We start from the raw sequence: 19,927 nt of genomic DNA on the forward strand, positions 1-19,927 counted from the left end.
GCTCAGAGGTACTGGCCGGTGCCCGGCTGGCCGGGCAGGCCCGGGGCGCCGGGATGGGGCCGGTCGCCCGGCTGCCCGGGCTGCCCGGGACGTCCCTGGCCCGCCGGGGCCTGGCCGCCCTGGCCTCCGGGCAGCGCCCGGCGCATCTGCTCGAGCTGCGCCCGCGCGGCCATCTGCTGGGCGAAGACCGCCGTCTGGATGCCGTGGAAGAGCCCCTCGAGCCAGCCGACGAGCTGGGCCTGCGCCACCCGGAGCTCGGCGTCGCTCGGCGCCTCGTCCGGGTCGAAGGGCAGCGCGATCCGCCGCAGCTCCTCGACGAGGTCGGGCGCCAGCCCTTCCTCGAGCTCGGCGACGGACCGGCGGTGCACCTCGGCGAGCCGGGCGCGGCCGCGCTCGTCGAGCGGGGCGCTGCGGACCTCGTCGAGCAGCTGCTTGACCATGCTGCCGATCCGCATGACCTTGTCGGGCCGCTCCACCTGCTCGGCGGGGTTGGGGGCGTCGCCCCCCGCCACGCCCATGCCCTGCTGGGTCATGACGACGACGGCCTGCTGCGGCTGCTGCCCCTCCGCCGCGTGCCCGCCCTGCTGGTGGCCGTCCTGCGGCTGCTGGCTCATGGGTCTCCCTGCGCTGTGCCGGTGCGGTGGTGGTGCCGGTGCGGTGGTGGTGCTGCGGCGGGTGGGTGCGTGGCTCACCGGCCGGTGAGCAGCAGCACCTTGCCGATGTGCGAGGACTCCTCGAGCGAGGCGTGCGCGCGCGCGACGTCGTCGAGCGGCACCCGGTCGTGGACGACCGGGCGGACGCGGCCGTCGGCCACGAGCGGCCAGACCTGCTCGCGGACGGCGGCGACGACGGCGGCCTTCTCGGCGCGCGGCCGCGCGCGCAGCGACGCGGCGAGCACCGTCCCGCGCCGGGCGAGGAGGCGCCCGAGGTCCAGCTCGCCGCGGGTGCCGCCCTGCATCCCGATGACGACGAGGCGGCCGCCGGTCGCGAGGACGTCGACGTTGCGCCCGAGGTAGGGCCCGCCGACGACGTCGAGCACGACGTCCGCGCCGTGCCCGTCGGTGCCCGTGCGGACCGCCTCGACGAAGTCCTCCGTGGAGTAGTCGACGAGCAGCTCGGCGCCGAGGTCGCGGCACGCGTCGAGCTTGCGGCGGCTGCCGGCCGTCACCGCGACGCGGGCGCCGCGGGCCACGGCGAGCTGGACGGCGAAGGTGCCGATCCCGCTGCCGCCGCCGTGCACGAGCAACCACTCGCCCGCGCGGAGCCCGCCGGACCCGCCGGAGGCGCCCGGGGCGGCGAAGACGGTCGAGACGACGGTGCAGGCGACCTCGGGCAGCGCGGCGGCGTCGACGAGGTCGACGCCGTCCGGCACCGGCAGCAGCTGGCCGGCCGGGACGACGACGCGCTCGGCGTAGCCGCCGCCCGCCAGGAGGGCGCAGACCTCGTCGCCGACGGCCCACCCGGTGACGCCCTCGCCGAGCTCCGCGACGCGCCCCGAGCACTCGAGCCCGAGCACCTCGCTCTCGCCGGGCGGCGGCGGGTAGTGCCCGCGCCGCTGCATCAGGTCGGCCCGGTTGACGCCGGCGGCGACGACCTCGACGACGACCTCGCCCGGCCCCGGCCGGGGGTCGGGCACCTCGCCGACGCCGAGGACCTCGGGGCCGCCTGGCTCGCGGACGGTGGCTGCGCGCACCTCGTCACCCTCGCACGGGGGTCCGACGGGGACGACCGGACGGCGACGACCTCCCCGCCGTCGGGCCCGGCCCCCTACCGTCGCGCGCGTGCCCGACGACGACCCGCAGCCCCCCGCCGACGCCCCCGCCGAGGCCCCCGACGACGCCCCCGACGACGCCCCCGACAACGCCCCGGGGGGCGCGCTGGGCGTCGACGACGTCCTCCACCACGCGAGCCTGCTGCCCGGCGTCGTCGTCGAGACGGCGGCCGAGGGCAGCGACGCCCCCGCGGCGGCGTGGGGCGACTCCTTCGTCACGTACGACCCGGACGGCACGGCCGACCGCAGCCGCTGGCAGCCCTTCGCCACGGTCGTCACCTCCGACTACCCGGGCTTCGACGAGTCGTCGCGGCTCGACCGCCCGGGCGTCTTCCGGGTGAACCTCGGGGTGGGTCGTGAGCTGTTCGCGGAGCTCCTCGGGTACCCGCCCGCGGCGGCCGCGGAGCACGCGGGCGAGGTCGACCCGGCGACGTCCGACGTCTGGCTGCCGCACCCCGCGTACGCCGCGCAGGGCTGGGTCGCCGTCGTCCGCCCGGGGGCGCGGACGGGCGAGCGGCTGCGCCGGCTGCTCGAGCAGACGCACGCCCGCGCCGCCGCGCGGTACCGGCGGGGCTGACGCCGGGAGGGCGGCCGGGGCGCGGGCGCCCCACCTGCGGCGTTGCCGGTGCTCGCGGCACCGGGTCTACCGTCGCGGACCGTGACCGCACCCGCCGACGCCCCCGGGACCACCGATCGCTCCTTCGTCGGCCACCCACGCGGGCTCGCGACGCTGTCCGGCCTCGAGGTCTGGGAGCGCTTCTCCTTCCTCGGGATGCAGGCGATCCTCGTCCTCTACTTCGTGGCGTCGGACGCGGACGGCGGCCTGGACCTGCCGGAGGGCCAGGCCGCCTCGGTCGGGGCGGCGTACGGCGTCCTCGTGTACCTCGTGTCCGTCGGCGGCGGGTGGATGGCGGACCGCGTCCTCGGGTCCTACCGCTGCGTCCTGGCCGGCGGCGTCCTCATCGCGGCCGGGCACTACGTCATGGCCGTCCCCGCCGACGCCGCCACGTGGCTCGGCCTCGTCCTCATCAGCGTCGGGACCGGCCTGCTCAAGCCCAACGTCTCGGCGATGGTCGGGGCGCTCTACGCGACCGCCGACGAGCGGCGGGACGCCGGCTTCTCGATCTACTACGCCGCCATCAACCTCGGCGCCTTCCTCGGCCCGCTCGTCACCGGGGCCCTCGGCGAGGGGGTCGGCTGGCACTGGGGCTTCTCCGCCGCGGCCGTCGGCATGACGCTCGGCCTCGTCCAGTACGTGCGCGGGCGCCGCCACCTGCCGGGCCACGGCGCCGGCCCCCGCCACCCGCTGCCGCCCGCCGCCCTGCGACGCACGGTGCTGGTGCTCGTCGGCGCGCTCGTCGCCCTCGTGGTCGTCGTCGCGGTGCTCGCCGCCGCGGGGGCGCTGGGCGTCGGCGGCGTCGTCGACGCGCTGACGGTCGTGGCCGTGGCGGCGCCGCTGGCCTACGCCGCGGTCCTCGCCCGCAGCCGCCGCGTCACCGCCGAGGAGCGCGGGCGGCTGCGGCCCTTCGCCGTGCTGTGGCTGGCGTCGGTGGCCTTCAACACCGTGCTCTTCCAGGCGTACACGGTGCTCATCCTCCTCGGCAGCCGCGACGTCGACCGCGGCGTCGGCGGGTGGGACTTCCCGGCCAGCTGGTTCTCGTCCGCCCTCGGGCTCGGCGAGGTCCTCGTGGCGCCGCTCGTGGCGGGCCTCTGGCTGCGGCTCGGCCCCCGGCAGCCGCACGCCTCGGTCAAGATCGCGACGGGGGTCGTCCTCGGCGGGCTGTCGTACCTGCTCCTCGTGCCGGCCCTGGCCGGTGACGCGGGCGAGGGTGCCCGGATCGCGCTGTGGACGATGCTCCTCGCGCTGCTGCTCCTCGGCACCGGCGACGTCCTGCTCCAGACGACAGGCCTGTCCGCGACGAGCAAGCTCGCGCCGGCCGCCTTCTCCAGCCAGGGCATGGCGCTGTGGTTCCTGTCCATCGCGGCCGCCAACGCCGTCGCCGCCCAGACGGTGCAGCTCTTCGGCGTGGTGCCGGACGCGGCCTACCTCGGCGTGACGGGGGGCGTGGCGGTCGTCGTCGGCGCCGTCGTCCTCCTGCTCCGGCCGTGGCTGGCCCGGACCATGCACCCCGTGCACTGACCCGCCCCGCGACCTCCGAGGAGCCCCCGTGCGCACCGCGACCGACCTTCCCCACGCCACCCGCGCCGACGACGTCCGCATCCCCGTCGGCGGCGGCGTCGAGCTGTACGCGCGGGTCTGGCGCCCGGTCGACGGCCCGCCGGTGCCGGCGCTCCTGGAGTACCTGCCGTACCGCCTCACCGACTGGACGTCGCCCCGCGACGCCCAGCGGCACCCCTGGTACGCCGGGCACGGCTACGCCTCGGTGCGGGTGGACGTCCGCGGGCACGGCTGCTCCGACGGCCGGGTCACCGACGAGTACTCCGAGGAGGAGACGGCGGACGGCGTCGCCGTCGTCGAGTGGCTGGCCGAGCAGCCGTGGTGCGACGGATCGGTGGGGATGTTCGGCATCTCGTGGGGCGGCTTCAACGGGCTGCAGGTGGCGGCCCGCGCGCCCGAGGCGCTGCGCGCCGTCGTCACCGTGTGCTCGGCGGACGACCGCTACGACAACGACGTCCACTACAAGGGCGGCTCGGTCCTCGCCGTGGACATGCACGCCTGGGCGGCGACGATGCTCGCCTTCGCGGCGCGCCCGCCGGACCCCGAGCACGTCGGCCCGGTCTGGCGCGAGCGGTGGCTGGACCGGCTCGAGCACCTCGAGCCCTTCGTCCACACGTGGCTGGACCACCAGGTCCGCGACGACTACTGGCGCCACGGGTCCGTCTGCGAGGACTACGGCGCGATCACCGCGCCCGTCCTCGCCGTCGGCGGGTGGGCCGACCCCTACCGCGACACGGTGCTGCGCCTCGTCGAGCACCTGGACGCCCCGGTCCGCGGCCTCCTCGGCCCGTGGTCGCACCAGTACCCCGACCGCGGGCTGCCGCCCGGCCCGGCCATCGGCTTCCTCCAGGAGACGCTCCGCTGGTGGGACCACTGGCTCAAGGGGGTCGACCGCGGCGTCGAGGACGACCCGGCCCTGCGGGCGTGGGTGAGCGAGTCCGTGCCGCCCGCGACGACCTACGACGTGCGGCCCGGCCGCTGGGTGGCCGCGGGGTCCTGGCCGACGCCCGACGTCGTCGCCCGGCCCTGGCCCCTGGGCGCCGTCGACGACCCGGCCGTCGAGGCCGCCCCGGTCGCCGGCGGCGAGCCGGCCCCCGGCCCGCGGCTGCGCACGACGGCGCCCGCCGACGGCGGCGTCCTCGTCGCGTCGCCGCAGCGCACGGGCGTCGACGCCGGCCGCTACTTCCCCTTCGGCGGGCCGGCGGACCTGCCGCCGGACCAGCGCGAGGAGGACGGCCGCTCCGTCTGCTTCGACGCGCTCCTCGACGAGCGGGTCGAGGTGCTCGGCCGGGCGCGGGTGCGGCTGCGCCTCGCCTGCGACGCGCCCCGCGGCCAGGTGGTCGCCCGGCTCTGCGACGTCGGGCCCGACGGCGCGTCGACGCTCGTCACCCGCGGCGTGCTCAACCTCTCCTCCCGGCACGGCCGGGACCGCGTCGTGCCCATGGAGCCGGGCGTGGCCGAGGACGTCGAGGTCGAGATGGACGCCGTGGGCCACGCCTTCCCGCCCGGGCACCGCCTGCGGGTGGCGCTCTCCTCGGCGTACTGGCCGTGGGTGTGGCCCCAGGCGGGGTCCGGCGCGCTGCGCGTCGACCCGGCGGGCAGCGCGCTGCTCCTCCCCGAGCGCGACCCGGCGGCCGACGCCGCCCACGCCCCCGTCACCTTCGAGGAGCCGGAGCAGACCCCGGCGCTCGCGGTCGTGCAGGGGACGAGCGGGCCGGAGCGCCCGGACCGCAGGGTCGAGCGGCAGCAGCCGGGCGACCGCTGGGTGGTCGAGGTCGACCCGCGCTACGGCGGGACGCGCACCTTCCCGGACGGGCTCGAGATGACCGAGGAGGCGCTGGAGCGCTACGAGGTCGCGGAGGGCGACCCGCTCTCCGCGCGCACCCGCTCCGACTGGCGGGTGCGGCTGCGCCGCCCGGCCACGGGGTGGGACGTCGAGGTCGTCACACGCTCGGAGATCCGCTGCGACGCCGAGGCCTTCACCACGACGGACCGCCTCGAGGCGCGCGAGGGCGGCGAGGTGGTCCACGCCCGCACGTGGGAGCGACGCATCCCGCGCACCGCGGGCTGAGCCCGCACGGGCTCAGCCGTCGAGCAGCCCGGCGTCGCGGGCGAGCACCGCCAGCTGCACGCGGCCCTCGAGGTCCAGCCGCGTCAGCAGGCGCGAGACGTGCGCCTTGACGGTCGCGGGGGAGAGGAAGAGCTCGGCACCGACCTCGGCGTTGGACAGGCCCCGCCCGACGCCGGCCACGACGTCGCGCTCGCGCGGGGACAGCCCGGCGACGACGGCCCGGGCACGGTCGTCGCCCGTCTCGCGGACGGCCCGGGCGATGAGCAGCCGGGTCACGGACGGCGAGAGGACCGGCGTGCCCGTCACGGCCGTCCGCAGGGCCTCGACGATGAGGGCGGGCGGGGTGTCCTTGAGGAGGAAGCCCGCCGCGCCCGCGCGCAGGGCCCGCAGGACGTGGTCGTCGGCGTCGAAGGTCGTCAGCACGACGACCGCCGGGCGGTGGGCGTCCCGCGGGCCACGGCCGAGGAGCTCCTCGGTGGCGGCGAGCCCGTCGGTGCCGGGCATGCGGATGTCCATGAGGACGACGTCCGGCTCCAGCGCGCGGGCGGCCGTGACCGCCTCCGCGCCGTCGGCGGCCTCGCCGACCACCTCGACGTCCTCGGCGCCGCCCAGGACCATCCGCAGGGCGGAGCGGACGAGGGCGTCGTCGTCGACGAGCAGCACGCGCAGGCTCACGCGGACGACCCTCCCAGCGCCGCCGCCGCGCCGCTGCCGGGGGCCGTGGCCGGCAGGTGGACGGCGAGACGGAAGCCGCCGTCGGCGGTGGCGCCGTGCTCGGCGCGGCCGCCCAGCAGGGCGGCCCGCTCGGCCACGCCGAGGAGCCCGCTGCCCGGGCCGTCCAGCGTCCTCGCGGGCGGGCCGCCGGGCGTGGGCGGCGGACGGTCGTTGCGCACCTCGACCTCGACGGCACCCCCGTCCCCGGGCACCACGCGGACCTCGACCACGACCGGGGCGCCCGGCGCGTGGCGGCGCGCGTTGGTGAGCCCCTCCTGGACCACCCGGTACGCCGCCCGGCCCGGGCCCGCGGGCACCGCGGCGAGGTCGCCGTCGACGACGAGGCGGACCGGGGTGCCGGTGGCGCGCGCGGCCTCGTCGGCGAGACCGGCGACGTCCGCGAGCGCCGGCTGCGGGCGCAGGCCGGGGGCGTCCGGGTCGCCGGCCTCGTCACGGCCGTCACGGCCGTCGGGGTCGTCGGAGGAGACGGCCCGCAGGACGCCGAGGACGTCGCGCAGCTCCTGCAGCGCCTGGTGGGCGCCCTCGCGGACGACGCCGGCGGCCTGCGCCACCTCGCCGCCGACGTCCCCGGCCCGGTACTCCAGCGCCCCCGCGTGCAGCGCGAGGACCGAGAGGCGGTGCGCCAGCACGTCGTGCATCTCGCGGGCGATCCGGGCGCGCTCCCGCTCCCGCGCCTGCTCGGCGTGGCGGGCGCGGTCGGCCTCGGCCCGCTCGGCGCGCTCGCGGGCCTCGACGAGCAGCTGGCGGCGGGCACCGACGTAGAGGCCTACGCCGGCCGTGGCCCCGAGGAGGAGCACCGCTGCCGTCACGAGGACGGAGGCGCTCTCGAGCCAGGCCCGCCACGAGCCGGCGTCCACCCGGAGGGCCAGCGCGGCCGTGTACCCGAGGAGGAGCAGGCCCGCGGCCAGCGCCGTCCGCCGCCAGCTGCTGCGGACGGCGACGGCGAGCAGCGCCACGAGCGCGGCCACCTGGACCGGCTGACCCGTGAGCAGGAGGAGCGCCGTCCCGGCCGTCACGAGCAGCGGCGCCCTGCGCCGCAGGAGCAGCAGCACGACGACCCCGGCCGCGGTGACCAGGCGGGGGGCGACCTCGTCGTCGGGCTCGATGCCGAGGGAGAAGGTCATCGACAGCACGGGGAGGCCCACGACGACGACCTCGCGGAGCACGCGCCGCCACCGCGGCAGGTCGGCGGCCGGGTCGGCCGTCGCGACGGGGGTGGCCGTCGGCGCGGCGGGCGTCGAGGGGGGCATGCCGCGACGGTAGGGCGGGCCGCGGCGCGCCCGCTGCGGCCGGGAGGCTGCGCCCCCGGTCCGGTCGGCCCCGCCGCCGGTCCGGTCGGACCGCCCGGCCGGGGACCCGGACCGACGCTCGTCCGGGCGGCCCGCGGCCGGCGCGGTCCGGCCCGCACGACCGGTGCCGACGGCCCGGCCGTCGTCGCCCCTCGGCCGACGACGCGGTCCGGGGCGGCGGCAGAGCGTCGGCGACATGAGCGAGACCGCCGCTGCCGCAGCCCCTCCTGCCCCGTCCGGCCGTCACCCGCGGCCCGCCTCCGTCGCCTCGCGCCCCACGTGCCCGGCCCCCGGCGCCGTGCGCCGTCGGGCGGCCGCGCTCACGGGCGCGCTCGCCGCGCTCGGGTCGCTGGCGACGCTGTGGGCGGCCCGCCTGCAGGTCACGGGCGAGGGGGTCTACGTCAGCCAGCTCGGCGCGGACGGGATGCCCACCGCGCCCGCCTTCAACGCCGCCCTGCTCGTCCTCGCCGCCGGGGGTGCGCTCGTCGGGTGGGCCCTGCGCGGCCACCGGGCGCGCGTCCGGGTGCTGGGGGCGTGGTCGACCGGCACGACGCTCCTCGTCGCGGGCCTCGCCTTCGCCGTCGCCTCGCAGGTCACGTGCACCGCCGGCTGCCCGGTCCCGCTGACGCCCGGCGCGGGCGCGCAGGACCTCGGTCACACGACGGCCGCCGTCGTCGGCTTCGGCGCGGCGGCCTGGGCGATGCTGCAGGTGGGGTGGTCGGGCTCCGCGCGCTCCCTGCGCCTCGTCTCGCGCGGGGCCGCGGCGGTGGTGGCGGGCGCCGCGGCGGCGGGCGGGCTGCTGTCCGTCGCCGGCCTCGGCACGGACGTCGGGGCCGGCCTCGAGCACCTGGCGACGACGGTGGCCGTCCTGTGGCTGGCCGTGCTCGCCGGGCACGCCGCCGTGCGCCGGACGAGCCCCATGCCCTGACGCCGGCTCAGCCGGGCGCGTCGTCGAGCAGCGCCCGCGCCCGCTCCAGGGCGGCGGGGTCGTCGACGTCGAGGGCGGTCCGGGCGTCCACCGGCACCGTCACGACGCGGCGCGCCCCGGCCAGGAGGGCCCGCGCGGGACCGTCGACGAGCGCCGCGGGGTCGAGCGCGGCGAGGAGCGGCGCGGCGACGGCGAGCAGGAGGTGCTGGCGGCGCCCGTCGGGCCCCTCGGCGACGGCGGCGTCGGCCCCCGCGAGGGCCGCGAGCAGCCGGGGGACCGCCGCGCCCGCCCACGGCGCGTCGCCCGGGACCACGGCGACCGCCCCGACGCCCGGGGTCCCGGCCAGGTGCCGTGCCCCGGCGAGGACGCCGGCGGCGGGCCCGCTCCCGGCGGGCTCCTCCTGCACGACGGCGACGCCCGCGGGCAGGGCGTCCGCGCGCCCGGGCGGGCCGACGACGACGACCACCGCGCCCGGCACGGCCGCGAGCACCCCGTCGACGGTGCGGCGGAGCACCTCCCGGCCGCCGAGGTCCGCGGCCAGCTTGTCGGCGCCGAAGCGGCGCGACCCGCCGCCCGCGAGGACGACGACGCCCGGCCCCGCTCCCTCGCCGTCCACGGCGGCACCCTCCCCGACGACGACGGGCGCCGCCCCACGAGGGGGAGCGGCGCCCGTGGTCACGGCCGTGCGGGGTGGTGCGAGGGATCAGTCCGGGACGTAGTCGAACGTGTCCGGGTTCGGGCCCGTGCGGCCCTCCTCGCCCTTGTCGAGGGCGGTGATGCGGCGGATGTCCTCGTCCGTGAGGCCGACGTCGAAGATGTCGGCGTTGGCCCGCACGCGCTCCGGCGTCACGGACTTGGGGAAGATGATGTCGCCGCGGGCGATGTGCCACGCGAGCGTCACCTGCGCCGTGCTCTTGCCGACGCGCTCCGCGATCTCCACGAGCGTCGGGTCGTCGAGCACCTTGCCCTGGGCGATGGGCGACCAGGCCTCGGTGGCGATGCCGTGCTCCGAGCCGTAGGCGCGGACCGTCTCGTTGGTGAAGTACGGGTGCACCTCGACCTGGTTGACGGCCGGGACGGTGCCGGTCTCGGCCGCGAGGCGGTCGAGGTGGGCCGGCTGGAAGTTCGAGACGCCGATCGAGGTGGCGCGGCCGTCGGCCTTGAGCTCCTCGAGGACCTTCCACGTGGAGACGAAGTCGCCGTCGTAGAGGGTCGGGAGCGGCCAGTGGATGAGGAAGAGGTCGACGTGCGAGCCGATCTTCTCGATCGTCTCGTCGAAGGCCCTCCGGGCGTCGTCGGGACGGTGGAAGCCGTTGTTGAGCTTGCTCGTGACGTAGACGTCCGCGCGGTCCAGGCCGGACGAACGGAGGGCGGCGCCCACGCCGGCCTCGTTCTGGTACATCTCCGCCGTGTCGATGTGCCGGTAGCCGGCCTCGAACGCGGTGAGCACGGCCTGCTCGGTCTCCGCGGGGTCGATCTGGAAGACCCCGAAGCCGAGCTGGGGGATCGTCGTGCCGTCGTTGAGGGTGATCGTGGGGATGGCCACGGGTGCTCCTTCGTCTCGTCCGTCGGGAGGCGCGTCGCGGGCCTTCCCGGCCGTCCTGCGACCGGGGGCCACGCTCGTCGCGCCGTCAGGAGCGTCCAGCACATCGGCGCGCCCGGCCATTCCGAGCGGGGGTGCCCCCGCCCAGCGTCTCGGCCCTCGACCGCCGGACGTCCACGGATGCGTCCCACCATGCAAGACGACTGGCCCGACCGGAAGCGTGCGGGGCCGTCGGTGCGTTGTGCTGCCCCGGACGACGCCGCGGCGCTCACCCCGTGGGTGGACGGGCGTCGGCACGCGACCGTCCACGGACCGAAGGAGAGCACCAGGTGCCCATCTACGACGACGTCACCCAGCTGGTGGGGCGCACGCCCCTCGTGCGGCTCAACCGCATCACCGACGGGGCGGGCGCCACGGTGGTCGCCAAGCTCGAGTTCTACAACCCGTCGAGCAGCGTGAAGGACCGCATCGGCGTGGCCATGGTCGACGCCGCCGAGCGCTCGGGGCAGCTGAAGCCGGGCGGTCGCATCGTCGAGGCGACGAGCGGCAACACCGGCATCGCCCTCGCCATGACCGGTGCCGCCCGTGGCTACAAGGTCACCCTCGCGATGCCCGAGACGATGTCGAAGGAGCGCCGCGCCCTGCTGCGCGCCTACGGCGCGGAGCTCGTCCTCACCCCGGGCAGCGAGGGCATGCGCGGGGCCGTCAGCAAGGCCGAGGAGATCGGCGCCCAGGACGGCGCGGTGCTCGTCCGGCAGTTCGCCAACGAGGCCAACCCGCAGATCCACCGGACGACGACGGCCGAGGAGATCTGGGAGGACACCGACGGGGCGGTCGACGTCGTCGTCGCGGGCATCGGCACCGGCGGCACGATCACCGGCATCGGCCAGGTGCTCAAGGAGCGCAAGCCCGGCCTGCGCGTCGTCGGCGTCGAGCCGGCGGAGTCCCCGATCCTCAACGGCGGCAAGCCCGGCCCGCACAAGATCCAGGGCATCGGCGCCAACTTCGTCCCCGAGATCCTCGACACCGAGGTCTACGACGAGGTGATCGACGTCGACGCCGAGACCTCGGTCACGTGGGCCCGGCGCGCCGCCTCCGAGGAGGGCATCCTCGCGGGCATCTCCTCGGGCTCCGCGCTGTACGCGGCCGTGCAGGTCGCCCGCCGCCCCGAGATGGACGGCAAGACGGTCGTCGTCGTCGTCCCGTCCTTCGGCGAGCGGTACCTGTCGACCATCCTCTACAGCGACCTGATGGAGTGACCGGCCCCGTGACGAGCACCTGGGCCGGACGTCGGCGCCGCTCCACCGCCGCCGGCGTCCAGCCCAGCCCGGTCCCGCCGGCGCACCCGGCGGCCGACGCGGACCTCACGTGGCGCGAGCGGCTGCGGGAGGACCTCGACACGGCGGCGCGCCGCGACCCCGCGGCGCGCAGCCGCGCCGAGCTGGTCCTCGCCTACCCGGGCCTGCACGCCGTGTGGGTCCACCGGTTCAGCCACCGCCTGTGGCGGCGGGGCGGGCGGCTGCCCGCGCGGGTGGTGTCGCACCTGGCCCGCGCGGCCACCGGCGTGGAGATCCACCCGGGCGCGACCATCGGCCGGCGCTTCTTCGTCGACCACGGCATGGGCGTCGTCATCGGCGAGACGGCCGTCGTCGGCGACGACGTGATGATGTACCACGGCGTCACGCTGGGCGGCCGCAGCCTCCAGGGCGGCAAGCGCCACCCCACCGTGGGCGACGGCGTCACCTTCGGCGCGGGCGCCCGCGTCCTCGGCGCCGTGAGCATCGGCGCGGGCGCGCAGGTGGGGGCCAACGCCGTCGTCGTGCGCGACGTGCCGGCGGGCGCCGTCGTCGTCGGCGTGCCCGGACGGGTCGTCGAGCGGGCCCCGGCCGCGGCGGCCGAGGACGACGTCGACCCGGCCATCTGGATCTGACCCACCTCCGCCGGCCCACGGGGCCGGGGACGGCAGCGGCCGCGCCCCCCGAGGGGACGCGGCCGCTGCGGCGTGCGGGGCGGTCGGCTGCCGGTCAGCCCGCCGCGCCGAGCACGTGCTCGACGACGAGCTGGTCGAGCAGGACCTGGCCGCCGTGGCGCGCGCCCGCGGCGTCGGCGTCGTAGTCCTCGAAGGCGGTCCGGTCGGCCTTGATGTCGGCCAGCGTCTCGCCCTCGGACAGCGTGGGCTGCGAGAGCTCGAGGACGCCGGCCTCCTCGAGGGCCTTCTGCACGCGCGGGTCGGCGCGGAACGCCAGCGCGCGCTCCTTGAGGAGCAGGTAGGTGGCCATGTTGGCCTCGGCCGAGGTCCACACGCCGGCCGTGCCCTCGGAGCGCAGCGGCTTGTAGTCGAAGTGGCGCGGGCCCTGGTAGCGGGGGCCGCCGCCCGGGAAGCCGTTCTCCAGCAGGTCGACCGTCGAGAAGGCGCTCAGCAGGTCGCCGTGGCCGAACACAAGGTCCTGGTCGAACTTGGGCCCGTGCTGGCCGTTGAGGTCGATGTGGAAGAGCTTGTCCGCGGCCAGCGCCTGGGCGATGCCGTGGGTGAAGTTGAGGTTGGACATCTGCTCGTGGCCGACCTCGGGGTTCACGCCGACGAGGTGCGGGTGCTCGAGGGTGTGCGTGAAGGCGATGGCGTGGCCGACCGTCGGCAGGAGGATGTCGCCGCGGGGCTCGTTCGGCTTCGGCTCGATGGCGATCCGCATGTCCCAGCCCTGCTCGACGATGTGCGTCGTCAGGAGGTCCACGACCTCCTTGTAGCGGGCGAGGGCGGCGTTGACGTCCTTGGCGACGTCGACCTCGCTGCCCTCGCGGCCGCCCCACATGACGAAGGTCTTGGCGCCGAGCTCGGCACCGAGCTCGAGCTGGCGCAGGGCCTTGCGGAGGGCGAACCGCCGCACGCCGCGGTCGTTGGCCGTGAAGCCGCCCTCCTTGAACACGGGGTGGCTGAAGAGGTTGGTCGTGACCATCGGCACCTGGAGGCCGGTCTCGTCCAGCGCCTTGCGGAGCTTGTCGAGGATCCGGTCCCGCTCGGCGGCGTCGCGCAGGCCCGTCTCGAAGGGGACGACGTCGTCGTCGTGGAAGGTGATGCCGTAGGCGCCCAGGTCCGAGAGGCGGTGCACGGCCTCGGCGGTGTCGAGCACGTCGCGCGTCGCGCCGCCGAAGGGGTCGACGCCCTGCCATCCGACGGTCCAGAGGCCGAAGGAGAACTGGTCGTCGCGGGTGGGCTGGGGGGCCATGAGGAGCTCCTCGTCGTCGAGCGGGCTTTCGTCCAGTGGCTGAACATAATCGGCGGTGCGACCTCGGTCAACGCCCGGCACGTCGTGCACCCACGGGCGCGCGGCGTGGGAGCCTCCCGCCCGTGGACATCACGCGCCAGGTCGACCTGCGGGAGCGCAACAGCGCCGCGCTCCTGGCCCGGGTCGCCGCCGCCGTCGATCCTCCCTCACGGGCGGCGCTGTCGGCGGCGACGGGCCTCACCCGCACGACCGTCTCGACCCTCGTCGACCAGATGGTCGGCGCCCGGCTCCTCGAGGAGACGGCGCCGCGCGTCGTGGCGCGAGGGCGTCCGGCGCAACGGCTCCGGCTCTCGGGCCGCCGGGTGGCCGGTCTCGGCGTCGAGGTCGGCGTGCGGCACCTGGCCGCGGGCGTGCGCGACCTCTCCGGGGCCACCCGCGTGCTGCGCGTGCGCCCGGGCGACCAGCGCGACGCCCCGCCGGCCGAGGTCCTCGGGCGCGCGGCCGACCTGGCCGACGAGGCGCTCGCGGAGGCGGCCGACCTGGGCCTCGAGGTCGTCGGCGCCGCCTGGGGGCTGCCCGGGCTCGTCGACGCGGCCGCCGGGCGCGTCCGCCTGGCCCCCAACCTCGGGTGGCGCGACGTCGACGTCGCCGCCCCCCTGCGGTCGCGGGGCGCCGGCGTCGGGCTGCTGCCCACGGGCTGGGAGAACGAGGCGGCGCTGGCCACGCTGGCCGAGGCGTGGGCGCCCGGCCGCACCGGCGGGCCGAGCACGGGCTTCCTCCTCGTCACCGGCGAGGTGGGCATCGGGGCCGGCGTGCTCGTGGGCGGCCAGCTCCTGCGCGGCGAGCACGGCTGGGGCGGCGAGCTCGGCCACGTGACCGTCGACCCGGCCGGTCCCGTCTGCGGGTGCGGCGCGACGGGCTGCCTCGAGGTCTTCGCCGGGCAGGACCCGCTCCTGGCCGCCGCCGGGCTCGACCCGGACGGCACCACCGCGGCCGAGGGCGGTGGGGTCGGCGCGGTGCTGGCCTCCGCCGCGGCCCGGGGGGAGCGGCGCGTCCTCCACGCCCTGCGCGACGCGGGGCGGGCCCTCGGCGTCGCCGCGTCGTCGGCGGTCAACGTCCTCGACGTCGGCGCCGTCGTGCTCGGCGGCGTCTACGCGCCGCTCGCGCCGTGGCTCGCGCCCGTCGTCGCGGAGGAGCTCGGCCGCCGCGTCCTGCGGGCGCGGCTGGCGCCCGTGGAGGTGCGCGCCGCGCGGCTGGGGGCGGACGCCGTCGTGCTCGGCGGGGCGGCCCGCGTGCTCCAGGAGGTCCTCGAGCGCCCGGGGCCGCTGCTGGCGCCGGTGGCCTGAGGGGGAGCCGTGGCGGACGACGGGACGACGGGCGGCGCGACCGGCGGGGACGGCGCACCGGCCCGCAGGGCGGCGTCGCGGCGGCGGCCCGAGCAGCCGGTGCTCGTCGTGGCCGACGCCGCCGCCTGGCGCGCGTGGCTCGACGAGCACGAGGGCACCTCGGACGGCGTCTGGCTGACGCTCGCGCGCAAGGACGCCGTGGACGCCGGGCGCGGCCCGACGACCCTGCGGTACGCCGCCGCGCTCGACGAGGCCCTCTGCAGCGGCTGGGTGGACGGCCAGGCGCGGGGCGGCGACGCCGACACCTACGGCCAGCGCTTCACGCCGCGGCGGGCACGCAGCCTGTGGTCGGCGCGCAACGTCACCTACGTGGCGCGCCTGCGGGACGAGGGGCGGATGCGCCCGCGCGGCGAGGCGGAGGTGACGCGGGCGCAGGCCGACGGCCGGTGGGACCGGGCCTACGCCGGCCCGGCCACCATGGCGGTGCCGGACGACCTGCGGGCGGCGCTCGACGCCGAGCCCGCGCTCGCGGACGCCTTCGCGGCGCTCGGCGGCCAGGACCGCTACGCCGCCTGCCACCGCGTCGTCACGGCGACGACGCCGGCCGTCCGGGCCCGGCGGGTGGCCGCGGTGCTCGACGGGCTGCGGGCCGGCACGTCGGACGGTGCGTGACGCGCCGCAGGCCCGCCCCCGGGGGGACGGGCCTGCGGCGAGCGGCGGGGGTCGTCAGCCGTCGAGGCGAGGTCTCCCTCAGCCGTCGAGGCGACGGCTCCCTCAGCCGTTCAGGCGACGGCTCACCGTGAGGGCGCGGGTGACCATGTGGTCGAGCGCGCCGTTGGTGACGTCGTCGACCGGCTGGTCGTTGCCGCCGCCGGTGACGTGGCCGACGCCGTAGGGGTTGCCGTCGACGAACTTCGAGCCGTCGGTGTAGCCGGGGCTCACGACGATGCCGCCGAAGTGGTGGATGGTCGTGTAGAGCGAGAGGAGCACGGCCTCCTGGCCGCCGTGGAGGGTCTGCGAGGCGGTGAAGCCCGCGTAGACCTTGTCCGCGAGCTGGCCCTGCGCCCACTGCGCGCCGAGGCTGTCGATGAAGACCTTGAGGCGGCCGGCCACGTTGCCGTAGCGCGACGGGGTGCCGAAGAGCACGACGTCGGCCCACACGACGTCGTCGGCGGTGGGCTGCTGGGGGCGCTCGTCCGAGCCGGGCTGGCCCTGCGCGTCCTCGCGGCCGACGGCCAGGAGGCGGACCTCGGCGCCCTGCGCCTCGGCGGTGGCGGCCAGGCGCCGGGCCATCGTGTCGATGGTGCCGGTGACGGAGTAGTAGATGATCGCGACCTTGGTCGCGGGGGCGTCGGCCATGGCTGCCTCCGGGGCGTCGAGGGCGGAAGTTGAGGGTTGTACTACCTCACTGTACGCGACGGCGGCGACGCCCGCGCGTCCTGCGCCCGGTCGTGCGCGAGACGTCCTCCGGACGGGCCGCGCCGACGTCGCCCGGCGTCGGGGCGGCGTCGCGGCGGCGGCTGAGCGCCACGCCCGCGCTCGCGGCGCTGACGAGCGCGAGCGCGACGACCTCCGTGGGGGCGAGGAGCTGCCCGAGCACGACGAGGCCGGCCAGGGCGGCGGCCAGCGGCTGCAGGCTCATGAGGACGGCGTAGACGCGCGTGGGCAGGCGGCGCAGGGCGGCGAGGTCGGCGCCGTAGGGGACGACGGACGACAGCAGCGCGACCGCGAGGACGGCGAGGAGGAGGCCCGGCCGCTCGACGACCCCGAGCGCGCCCCCGACGCCGAAGGGCGCCACGAGCACCGCGCCCACGAGGAGGGAGACGGCGAGCCCGCCGGTGCCCGGCACGAGCCGGCCGACCCGGGCGCTCGCGAGGATGTAGCCCGCCCAGCAGGCCCCGGCCGCGGCGGCGAGCACGAGGCCGAGGACGTCGAGGCCCTCGCCTGCGCCGGCGTCGCCGAGGGCCCGCGCGCCGAGGAGGACGACGCCCGCGAGGGCGAGCCCCGACCAGAGGACGTCCTGCGCCCGCCGCGCCTGCACGACCGACAGGACGAGCGGGCCGAGCAGCTCGACGGACACGGCGACGCCGAGCGGCAGCCGGTCGAGCGAGAGGTAGAAGAGGCCGTTCATCCCGGCCATCGCGAGGCCGAGGAGCGCGCACCCGCCCAGCGCGCCCGCCGACCAGCGGTGCACGGCCGGCCGCAGGACGGCGGCGAGCAGCAGGCCCGCCAGCAGCAGCCGCAGGAGCACGGTGCCCGGCGCGCCGAGGACGGGGAACAGCGTGCTCGCGACGGCGCTGCCGGTCTGGACGCTCCCGATGGACACCGCCATGAGCAGCGGGGCGGGCACCCGGTCGACAGGGCCGGGGGCGGGCGTCGTCGTCGCGCCCGGCGGGGAGGTCACGCGTGCTTCCTACCCCGCCGGCAGGCGCGACGTCGGACACGTCCGCGGGATGGCGTCACGGCGGACGTGGCTGTCGACGTCGGCTCCCGGAAGCCTTCCCGACGTCGCCCCGGGAGCCTCTGGGCGTCGACGTCGCTGCCGACGTCGTCGGGCGGAAGATCGTCAGGTCGACGTCGCTGCCGAGGTCGGGGAACGAGCGCCCCGGGGCCCGACTTCGCTGCCGACGTCGTCCCAGGGAGGACCCGGAAGCCGACTTCGGCAGCGAAGTGGGGAAGGGGTGGCGTGTCCCCGGTGGGTCAGGTGCGGGGGGCGGGGTCCCCGCCGTCGCCGTCGTCCGACGTCCCGTCGTCCGCCCGGTCCGCGGTCGGGTCCGGCGCCCCGACCGCGGGGCCGGGGTCCGGCGCCCAGGGGCGGTCGCGGTCGTCGCCGGACTCGTCGAGCCCGCGGAGGTAGGCCTCGAGGTCGGCGGCGAGCTCCTCGCCGTCGGGCATCTCGTCGTCGGGCAGCGACGGCGTCGCGAGGCCGGGGCCCTCGAGGGCGCGGCCGGCGAGGACGGCGTCGTAGGTGCGCTCCATCGCCGTGACGGCGGTGCGGGTGTCCTCGTCCGCCGCGACCTGGCGGTCGACCTCCTCGAGGACGGTCGCGCCCGCGGCCTGGAGGTCCGCCGTCGGCAGGGCGAGGTCGGCGGTCTCGGCGAGGGCGTCGAGGAGCGCGACCGCGGCCGGCGGGAACTCCGCCTGCGCGAGGTAGTGCGGCACGTGGGCGGTGAAGCCGACGGACGGCACGCCCGCCTGGCCGAAGCGCTGCTCGAGGAGCGCGCCGACGTGGCCCGGCACCTCGACCTCGCCGATCCAGCGCGGCCGGCCCGCGATGAGCGAGCGGTCCGACGCGTGCGGCGAGAGCCCGACGGGACGGGTGTGCGGCGAGGCCCACGGGATGCCGTGGAGGCCGACGGCCATGCGGACGTCGAAGCGCTCGGCGAGCAGGCGGACGGCCGCGGCGAAGCGCTCCCACTGCAGGTCGGGCTCCGGCCCGGTGAGGAGCAGGAAGGGCGCGCCCCGCTCGTCGCGGACGGCGTGCAGGAGGATCTCCGGCATCGCGACGGCGTCGAAGCGGTCGCTGCGGAAGGTCATGCGCGGCCGGCGGTCGCGGTAGTCCACGAGCTGGTCGGCGTCGATGCGCGCCACGACCTCGTTCTCCAGCCCGGACAGCAGGGCGCCGGTGGCGAGGGTGCCGGCCTGGCCGGCGTCGACGAAGCCGCGCAGCGCGTGCACGAGCACGGGTCGCTCGCCGGGGGTGAGGTCGGAGGTCTCGTAGACCTCCACGAGGTCGAGGGGATCGAGCATGCCCGCTGCAACACCGCGTCGGCCCCGGAGCATCCCGGCCCTCCCGCGGCCCGCCCCGCGCCCCGTCGCCGACCCCTCGGCCGGCCCCGTCCTCGGGCACGATGCGCGGATGGACGACGACGCCGCCGGCCGCCCGAGCACGCCCGACGCGGGCCCGGAGGTGCCGCACCTGCCCGCCCGCCGGGTGACGTCCCCGCTCGCCCACCACGGCGAGGGGCCCGTCTGGGACACCGCCGAGGCGACGCTGCGGTGGGTCGACATGCTCCGCGGCGACCTCCTGTCGTGGACGCCCCCGCCCGGGTGGGCGGGCGAGGAGGTCGCCGACGGCGCGGTGCGCCGCGACCACCTCGGCGACGTCCTCGCCGTCGTCCGCCCGCGCCGGGACGGCGGGCTCGTCGTGGCGCTCGAGCGCTGCCTGGCCCTCCTCGGCCCCGGCGACCTCGGCGCGGTGCCGCCCCGGCGGCTGCCCGAGGTCTGGTCCGACCCCGGCGTCCGCTTCAACGAGGGCGGCTGCGACCCACACGGCCGCTTCTTCGTCGGCTCCATGGCCTACGACCAGCGGCGGGGCGCGGCCTCGCTCTACCGCCTCGACCCGGACCTGTCCGTCCACGTCGTGCTCGAGGGCCTCACCATCTCCAACGGCCTCGGCTGGACCCCGGACGGGTCGGCGGCCTGGTACCACGACACGCAGACGCAGTCCCTCGACCGCCTCGTCCTCGACGACGCCGGGGAGGTCGTCTCGCGCACGCCCGTCCGGGAGACGCCCGACGAGCGCGGCGGCCCCGACGGGCTCGCCGTCGACGCGGAGGGCTGCGTGTGGGCCGCGCTCTTCGGCGGCTCGGCCCTCCACCGCATCTCGCCCGACGGCGAGCTGCTCGCCGTCGTCGACGTCGGCGCCCGGCAGGTGACGGCGTGCGCCTTCGGCGGGCCGGACCTCGCCGACCTCTTCGTCACGACGTCGGCGGACGGCCTCGACGAGGGGGAGGACCCGGCCGCGGGCGCCCTCTTCCACCTCCGGCCGGGCGTGCGCGGGCTCCCGCTGACGCCCTTCGCGGGCTGACCGCCGGCGCCGCCCCGGGCCGGCCCGGGAC

The 19,927-nt window shown here is 77.7% G+C and carries 19 protein-coding genes; 9 read left to right on the forward strand and 10 right to left on the reverse strand.

Annotated elements, in window-relative coordinates:
* Nucleotides 1–2: 2 nt before the first annotated feature.
* Together EDC03_RS13225 and EDC03_RS13230 are read right to left on the reverse strand one after the other, a co-directional pair.
* Nucleotides 3–614: a bacterial proteasome activator family protein gene (locus EDC03_RS13225; RefSeq protein WP_123380732.1), complete on the reverse strand. Its 612-nt coding sequence runs from the start codon at nucleotides 612–614 to the stop codon at nucleotides 3–5.
* Between the two features lie 74 nt (nucleotides 615–688).
* Nucleotides 689–1,693, reverse strand: a complete 1,005-nt coding sequence (locus EDC03_RS13230) for an NAD(P)H-quinone oxidoreductase (RefSeq protein WP_123380733.1) — start codon at nucleotides 1,691–1,693, stop codon at nucleotides 689–691.
* Between the two features lie 88 nt (nucleotides 1,694–1,781).
* Here EDC03_RS13230 and EDC03_RS13240 point away from each other — a divergent pair, with 88 nt between their 5' ends.
* The 3 genes from EDC03_RS13240 to EDC03_RS13250 all read left to right on the forward strand — a co-directional run bounded on the left by EDC03_RS13240 (nucleotide 1,782) and on the right by EDC03_RS13250 (nucleotide 6,021).
* The gene (locus tag EDC03_RS13240) at nucleotides 1,782–2,348 is read left to right on the forward strand and encodes a DUF6194 family protein (RefSeq protein WP_199720245.1); all 567 of its coding nucleotides are present in this window, start codon (nucleotides 1,782–1,784) and stop codon (nucleotides 2,346–2,348) included.
* 81 nt (nucleotides 2,349–2,429) lie between these two features.
* Nucleotides 2,430–3,911 (forward strand): peptide MFS transporter, encoded by a 1,482-nt coding sequence (locus EDC03_RS13245; RefSeq protein WP_123380734.1) that lies wholly within the window; start codon nucleotides 2,430–2,432, stop codon nucleotides 3,909–3,911.
* 28 nt (nucleotides 3,912–3,939) lie between these two features.
* Entirely contained in the window at nucleotides 3,940–6,021 is a 2,082-nt protein-coding gene (locus tag EDC03_RS13250) for a CocE/NonD family hydrolase (protein ID WP_123380735.1), read from the forward strand.
* 12 nt (nucleotides 6,022–6,033) lie between these two features.
* Here the strand turns inward: EDC03_RS13250 and EDC03_RS13255 are convergent, their stop codons facing one another.
* Complete coding sequence (locus EDC03_RS13255) at nucleotides 6,034–6,639, reverse strand: response regulator (RefSeq protein WP_422393829.1); 606 nt, start codon at nucleotides 6,637–6,639, stop codon at nucleotides 6,034–6,036.
* A gap of 53 nt (nucleotides 6,640–6,692) precedes the next feature.
* A complete protein-coding gene (locus EDC03_RS13260; protein ID WP_148058091.1) occupies nucleotides 6,693–8,006 on the reverse strand; it encodes a sensor histidine kinase in 1,314 nt (437 codons plus the stop codon).
* A 235-nt stretch (nucleotides 8,007–8,241) separates the two neighbouring features.
* Between EDC03_RS13260 and EDC03_RS13265 the strand changes: the two genes are divergently transcribed.
* Nucleotides 8,242–8,973: a DUF998 domain-containing protein gene (locus EDC03_RS13265; protein ID WP_148058092.1), complete on the forward strand. Its 732-nt coding sequence runs from the start codon at nucleotides 8,242–8,244 to the stop codon at nucleotides 8,971–8,973.
* A 7-nt stretch (nucleotides 8,974–8,980) separates the two neighbouring features.
* Here the strand turns inward: EDC03_RS13265 and EDC03_RS13270 are convergent, their stop codons facing one another.
* Both EDC03_RS13270 and EDC03_RS13275 read right to left on the reverse strand, forming a co-directional pair.
* Entirely contained in the window at nucleotides 8,981–9,589 is a 609-nt protein-coding gene (locus tag EDC03_RS13270; RefSeq protein WP_123380738.1) for an NTP transferase domain-containing protein, read from the reverse strand.
* Between the two features lie 87 nt (nucleotides 9,590–9,676).
* A complete protein-coding gene (locus tag EDC03_RS13275) occupies nucleotides 9,677–10,519 on the reverse strand; it encodes an aldo/keto reductase (protein WP_241967190.1) in 843 nt (280 codons plus the stop codon).
* A 326-nt stretch (nucleotides 10,520–10,845) separates the two neighbouring features.
* Between EDC03_RS13275 and cysK the strand changes: the two genes are divergently transcribed.
* Both cysK and cysE read left to right on the forward strand, forming a co-directional pair.
* Entirely contained in the window at nucleotides 10,846–11,775 is a 930-nt protein-coding gene (gene cysK / locus EDC03_RS13280) for a cysteine synthase A (RefSeq protein ID WP_123380740.1), read from the forward strand.
* A gap of 122 nt (nucleotides 11,776–11,897) precedes the next feature.
* Nucleotides 11,898–12,446: a serine O-acetyltransferase gene (cysE, locus tag EDC03_RS13285; RefSeq protein WP_123380911.1), complete on the forward strand. Its 549-nt coding sequence runs from the start codon at nucleotides 11,898–11,900 to the stop codon at nucleotides 12,444–12,446.
* 94 nt (nucleotides 12,447–12,540) lie between these two features.
* Here cysE and xylA read toward each other — a convergent pair whose 3' ends face one another.
* The gene (gene xylA, locus EDC03_RS13290) at nucleotides 12,541–13,740 is read right to left on the reverse strand and encodes a xylose isomerase (RefSeq protein WP_123380741.1); all 1,200 of its coding nucleotides are present in this window, start codon (nucleotides 13,738–13,740) and stop codon (nucleotides 12,541–12,543) included.
* Between the two features lie 122 nt (nucleotides 13,741–13,862).
* Between xylA and EDC03_RS13295 the strand changes: the two genes are divergently transcribed.
* Both EDC03_RS13295 and EDC03_RS13300 read left to right on the forward strand, forming a co-directional pair.
* Nucleotides 13,863–15,086 carry an ROK family protein gene (locus tag EDC03_RS13295; RefSeq protein WP_123380742.1) on the forward strand — a complete coding sequence of 408 codons (1,224 nt, stop codon included), beginning with the start codon at nucleotides 13,863–13,865 and terminating at the stop codon, nucleotides 15,084–15,086.
* A gap of 9 nt (nucleotides 15,087–15,095) precedes the next feature.
* A complete protein-coding gene (locus EDC03_RS13300) occupies nucleotides 15,096–15,758 on the forward strand; it encodes a YdeI/OmpD-associated family protein (RefSeq protein WP_123380743.1) in 663 nt (220 codons plus the stop codon).
* Between the two features lie 102 nt (nucleotides 15,759–15,860).
* Here the strand turns inward: EDC03_RS13300 and EDC03_RS13305 are convergent, their stop codons facing one another.
* From EDC03_RS13305 to EDC03_RS13315, 3 genes are all read right to left on the reverse strand, one after another.
* Nucleotides 15,861–16,445: a flavodoxin family protein gene (locus EDC03_RS13305; RefSeq protein ID WP_123380744.1), complete on the reverse strand. Its 585-nt coding sequence runs from the start codon at nucleotides 16,443–16,445 to the stop codon at nucleotides 15,861–15,863.
* Between the two features lie 46 nt (nucleotides 16,446–16,491).
* The gene (locus EDC03_RS13310) at nucleotides 16,492–17,490 is read right to left on the reverse strand and encodes an EamA family transporter (RefSeq protein ID WP_199720247.1); all 999 of its coding nucleotides are present in this window, start codon (nucleotides 17,488–17,490) and stop codon (nucleotides 16,492–16,494) included.
* A 296-nt stretch (nucleotides 17,491–17,786) separates the two neighbouring features.
* Nucleotides 17,787–18,836 (reverse strand): PAC2 family protein, encoded by a 1,050-nt coding sequence (locus EDC03_RS13315; RefSeq protein ID WP_123380745.1) that lies wholly within the window; start codon nucleotides 18,834–18,836, stop codon nucleotides 17,787–17,789.
* Nucleotides 18,837–18,945: 109 nt separating this feature from the next.
* Between EDC03_RS13315 and EDC03_RS13320 the strand changes: the two genes are divergently transcribed.
* A complete protein-coding gene (locus tag EDC03_RS13320) occupies nucleotides 18,946–19,896 on the forward strand; it encodes an SMP-30/gluconolactonase/LRE family protein (RefSeq protein ID WP_123380746.1) in 951 nt (316 codons plus the stop codon).
* Nucleotides 19,897–19,927: the final 31 nt, after the last annotated feature.

It is taken from the genome of Pseudokineococcus lusitanus, assembly GCF_003751265.1.
GTDB classification, from domain to species: domain Bacteria; phylum Actinomycetota; class Actinomycetes; order Actinomycetales; family Quadrisphaeraceae; genus Pseudokineococcus; species Pseudokineococcus lusitanus.